Source organism: Endozoicomonas sp., from assembly GCF_051008435.1.
GTDB lineage: Bacteria > Pseudomonadota > Gammaproteobacteria > Pseudomonadales > Endozoicomonadaceae > Endozoicomonas_A.
On sequence record NZ_JBPCXO010000004.1, the window covers coordinates 1 to 4,039 of the forward strand.

Genomic DNA, 4,039 nt, shown 5'->3' on the forward strand with positions numbered 1-4,039 from the left:
TCTATGGCTGGCAGCCGCATGCTCCAGAACGCAATGTTCCCGTGGCATTCCCGAAGATCATCCTGCCTACCAAACCTTTTTGACACTGGAGCAGACAGGGCAAGTCTGTATCAGGGAAGTGGAAGCACTGGAAAGGGCTGGTTTTGAAGCATATTCCACACGAGATCGTACGGAGGATTGGCTTAGTCAATACGACACCGGGGTACAGCGGTGGATCGGGCTGACTCGTATGTTATCGGGTGCTGGCATTGTTGCTGGCAGCTGGTTAACCGGGACCGGTGTCTGCACCGCAACAGCGGGTGTGGGCTGTGGGGCGGGGCTGGCCCTGGCAGCCACTGGCAGTACTCTGGGGCTGGCAGAAGCGCAACAGGGCGCTGAAGAATGGAACTACCCGAACCGGGAAGACCCGGCTCAGCGAGTGGCTGACTCTTTTGATCCCGACACTCATCCAGGGGAGCGCAGCCTGTTGCTGGAGCGGAGCAGGTCCTTAGCCTGGGTGGCAGGTGAGAATCTGGCGGCTGGGGTATTGGTGAAGTTGGGTTTTAAGCTGGCTAAAGCAGTCGAGGTGCAGAGACCGGTTGATAAGGGTATGATGCAGGGTGAGAGGATTGTTCCAAACTCATCGCCATTGAAACAAACTGGTGGTGGAGGTTATACAGCCTCAGCAGATGAACTGTATGATGCGATTAGGGCAAGCGATTCAGATGTATCTGCAATTGCATCAAGTACGGGCTTTAAATCTGAAAATATCCAAAAAGTAAAAGATCATGTTTTCTATAATGAGCATTTACTAGATCGTTATGTAGATCAAGGGATTCCAGCTACGTTAGGAAGGTTCGGTAGCACGATCGAGCAGGCTCAGGCATGGAAGCGATTAGAAAGAGGAACTCATACTAACGCAGATATTACATGGCTAAAACATGAAACTGCTGAAAAGTGGTATGAGCAGAAGCACAAATCTGGCTATAGTGAAGCACATGACAGGGTTGATTGGCGTTGGAGTGGTTTTCCTTGGGAGGCTGAATAATGCAATTTGTAAAAGATGGTGATGTTTATAAAGTTGCTCGAATGACTGGTTCTCAGGATAACATTCTCGGTATCAGTTTTTCGGAACATGAAGTAAATGTAGACGTTGTTGAGTGGGATGTTAAACAGGGTGCGATAGTTAAGTCATCATCTTCGCAAGTCTTAGAGCAAGTTCTTTCTGGATTGAAGTTGGTAAATGATGATTTGGGTAAAAAGTATCACCTATCCAAAATCTTTTTTTTACCTTCGGATAATGCATCAAATTCAGTTTACGAATTTCTATTACAGGAACTTGTTAAACGTTATGATAGTAAGTTGTGTTTCAAACAGCTTGATTAGGACTGACTCGTTCCCACGCTCCAACGTGGGAATGCATACTGACCTCACCGTAACCTTTCTACCACCTGAAAACCTTCAATCCTCAAATAATTCCTGACACTGGCAAGTGGCCTGACGGTCTATGTTTTGAATGTTGCTCTGCTGTCTTTCTTCAGCTCTGGGCTTTGGGCCAGAAGATGTACATAATTTTCATGAATGATATAAGCATGAATTTTCATGCTCCAAATTCATCAGATGCCTCATTGAGTTCAGAAGTATGGTTACGGTCTATGGGTAACTGCTCAAAAAGTGTAGGTGAAATTGCACATTTTCAGATGCCACCCTTAATGTTACTGGGCTGTAGCTGACTGATCTGAAAAATCGCCTACACTTTTTGAGCAGTTACGTCTATGGTCTGGTAAAAGCCGAGCTCCAGTGCAGCACGTCTACCGCCATAAAATAAGGTGGGTCTGGCTGTTTGAGTTGGTATCGACTTTTACCCATGATTAATTTCGAGTACTTTGGCAGTCACGTATGCATTCCCACGCGGGAGCGTGGGAACGAGCCAACTGCCTAAAACATCTGAGGTGCGAAGGCCAATTAGTAAGGGTAAGTTGCAGAGAGTGGGTGTTGCTCAAGGCAGTCAATTTAAGCAAGAAGCTCTTCAGCGAATGCAAGAGACTTTGCGTTATAGGCAATTAAGTTGGAACCACGAACAGAAAAAGTTCAGCATGATAGAAGCTCATGGTGTAACACGTGCAGAGCAGGCGTTGGGAAGACGGTTCGAGCCATCAAACATTGAAGGTGTTGATTTTCTTGATCCCACAGGCTTCGGGAAAATATCTTTAAAAGGTCCGTTTTTAGATAAAAACCTTCAACCCTTGAAGCTTGAATATCAACAAAAGGCTACTGAGAATATTCTCAAGCATGTTGAGGCAAATAAGGCTGTAGATATTCATATAATTGATACGAAGGGATTGAATGATGAAGTATTTAAGACGATGCAAGAGGCTCTCATAAACTCACAAACTAAAATCCAGTATTTGAGGTAAGTTAAATGGCTACAAGCGCTGTGCGATTTTCGGGTAATCATGTTTTTATAAAAGATTCTGATCTAGAAAATTGGCTTCAGGCGATAACGGTTCAATTTCAAGAGCTAATAGAAAGTGGCGAGGATGTTGAATGGTTATTGGTATCCTGCAAAAAATGGTGTGATATTTATGAAAATCTCCCTCCTGGATTAAAGGATATTGAACTTGATGAAGTATTAAGAGACGAAGGTAGAAAGCTGTTGTTTAAGCGCTTGCTTGAATTGACCGAGAGTTTGGAGTCTGAAGAGGGGGGGGGGGTCGTGGCCAAAGGGGTGAGCGGAAAAATACTTAAGGGGTTGTTTTCGAGGTAAATTCTAAAAGCTTCCCTATTGATCACGCGGTGCAGGCGTCCATAAAGGCATGTCAGACTTGGGCTGTGTTCCCACGCTCCAGCGTGGGAATGCATACTGAACTCACCGTAACCTTTCTACCTCCTGCAAACCTTCAACCCCCAAATAATTCCTGACACTGGCAAGTGGCCTGACGGTCTATGTTTTGAATGTTGCTCTGCTGTCTTTCTTCAGCTCTGGGCTTTGGGCTAGAAGAGGTACATAATTTTCATGAATGACATAAGCATGGATTCTCATGCTCCAGATTCATCAGATGCCTCATTGAGTTTAGAGGTATGGTTACGCTCTCTGGTCTGGTAAAGCCGAGCTCCAGTGCAGCACGTCTACCGCCATAAAATAAGGTGGGCCTGGCTGTTTTAGTTGGTATCGACTTTTACTCATGATTAATTTTGAGTACTTTGGCAGTCACGTATGCATTCCCACGCGGGAGCGTGGGAACGAGTCAACAATTAGTTGAGGTTTTATTGTGGAATATAGTGAGGCAAAAAAAATAGTTCTAGAGTTCATTAACGAGCGATATGGAAATGGAGATGATGAACTTGTTATAGTGGATGAAGATGTAGTAGAAATAGAAGTAGGCTGGGTATTTTGCTACGACTCTAAAATCTTTTTGGAGACGCAGCAGTTGGCGTATGCTATAGCAGGAAATGCGCCTGTGCTGTTTGATAATAGGGATGAGACCCTACATGTCACAGGGACAGCTAAGCCACTTGATAAATATATTCAGGATCACATATCAAGTTATAACCCCCAGTCAACTTAATTAGCAGATATAAACCCAACCTTTTGGCTGGGTTTATATCTGTTGTTGAATCACGGTTTCTAACATCTCACTGACAAACTTTATGGAACCACTTAAGCCTAATTAAAGTTATGGAATTATTTAGTAATGTAAATATTGATGAAGTCATCTTTTCCTCAGATGGGAAAAGGGTGACTTTAAAGTTTATTGATATGAATGAGGGAGAGCCAGCAGGGGTAATTCAATGCTCATCCGTTCTATCATTTAACTATCAAAATACCTTTGATGATAATGACGGCTTTGCGGCCTATGTTGGAGAGGTAACTTGCTTAAGAGTCGATCCTGAAAATATAAGCTCTTTCCTATCAAAGATGAACTTTAAATTTGACTCGTTCCCACGCTCCAGCGTGGGAATGCATACTGACCTCACCGTAACCTTTCTACCTCCTGCAAACCTTCAATCCCCAAATAATTCCTGACACTGGTAAGTGGCCTGACGGTCTATGTTTTGA

The 4,039-nt window shown here is 44.0% G+C and carries 6 protein-coding genes; all 6 read left to right on the plus strand.

All coding sequences use genetic code 11. The features are described from left to right. Positions 1 to 1,027: hypothetical protein (locus ACR2PX_RS00115; RefSeq protein ID WP_433997332.1), on the plus strand; the 1,027-nt coding region annotated here is incomplete at its 5' end. Next, a complete protein-coding gene (locus ACR2PX_RS00120) occupies positions 1,027 to 1,365 on the plus strand; it encodes a hypothetical protein (RefSeq protein ID WP_433997333.1) in 339 nt (112 codons plus the stop codon). The genes ACR2PX_RS00115 and ACR2PX_RS00120, both read left to right, overlap by 1 nt. A gap of 602 nt (positions 1,366 to 1,967) precedes the next feature. Continuing rightward, entirely contained in the window at positions 1,968 to 2,396 is a 429-nt protein-coding gene (locus ACR2PX_RS00125) for a hypothetical protein (protein WP_433997334.1), read from the plus strand. A 5-nt stretch (positions 2,397 to 2,401) separates the two neighbouring features. After that, positions 2,402 to 2,746 (plus strand): hypothetical protein, encoded by a 345-nt coding sequence (locus tag ACR2PX_RS00130; protein WP_433997335.1) that lies wholly within the window; start codon positions 2,402 to 2,404, stop codon positions 2,744 to 2,746. Positions 2,747 to 3,251: 505 nt separating this feature from the next. Next, entirely contained in the window at positions 3,252 to 3,548 is a 297-nt protein-coding gene (locus ACR2PX_RS00135) for a YrhB domain-containing protein (protein WP_433997336.1), read from the plus strand. Positions 3,549 to 3,658: 110 nt separating this feature from the next. Beyond that, positions 3,659 to 4,006 (plus strand): hypothetical protein, encoded by a 348-nt coding sequence (locus ACR2PX_RS00140; protein WP_433997337.1) that lies wholly within the window; start codon positions 3,659 to 3,661, stop codon positions 4,004 to 4,006. The last annotated feature ends 33 nt before the right edge of the window (positions 4,007 to 4,039 follow it).

What these genes read in the sequence shown, in the direction of transcription:
- ACR2PX_RS00140 (WP_433997337.1), top strand. Translation starts at nt 3,659, where the DNA reads ATGGAATTATTTAGTAATGTAAATATTGATGAAGTCATCTTTTCCTCA.
- ACR2PX_RS00120 (WP_433997333.1), top strand. Translation starts at nt 1,027, where the DNA reads ATGCAATTTGTAAAAGATGGTGATGTTTATAAAGTTGCTCGAATGACT.
- ACR2PX_RS00130 (WP_433997335.1), top strand. Translation starts at nt 2,402, where the DNA reads ATGGCTACAAGCGCTGTGCGATTTTCGGGTAATCATGTTTTTATAAAA.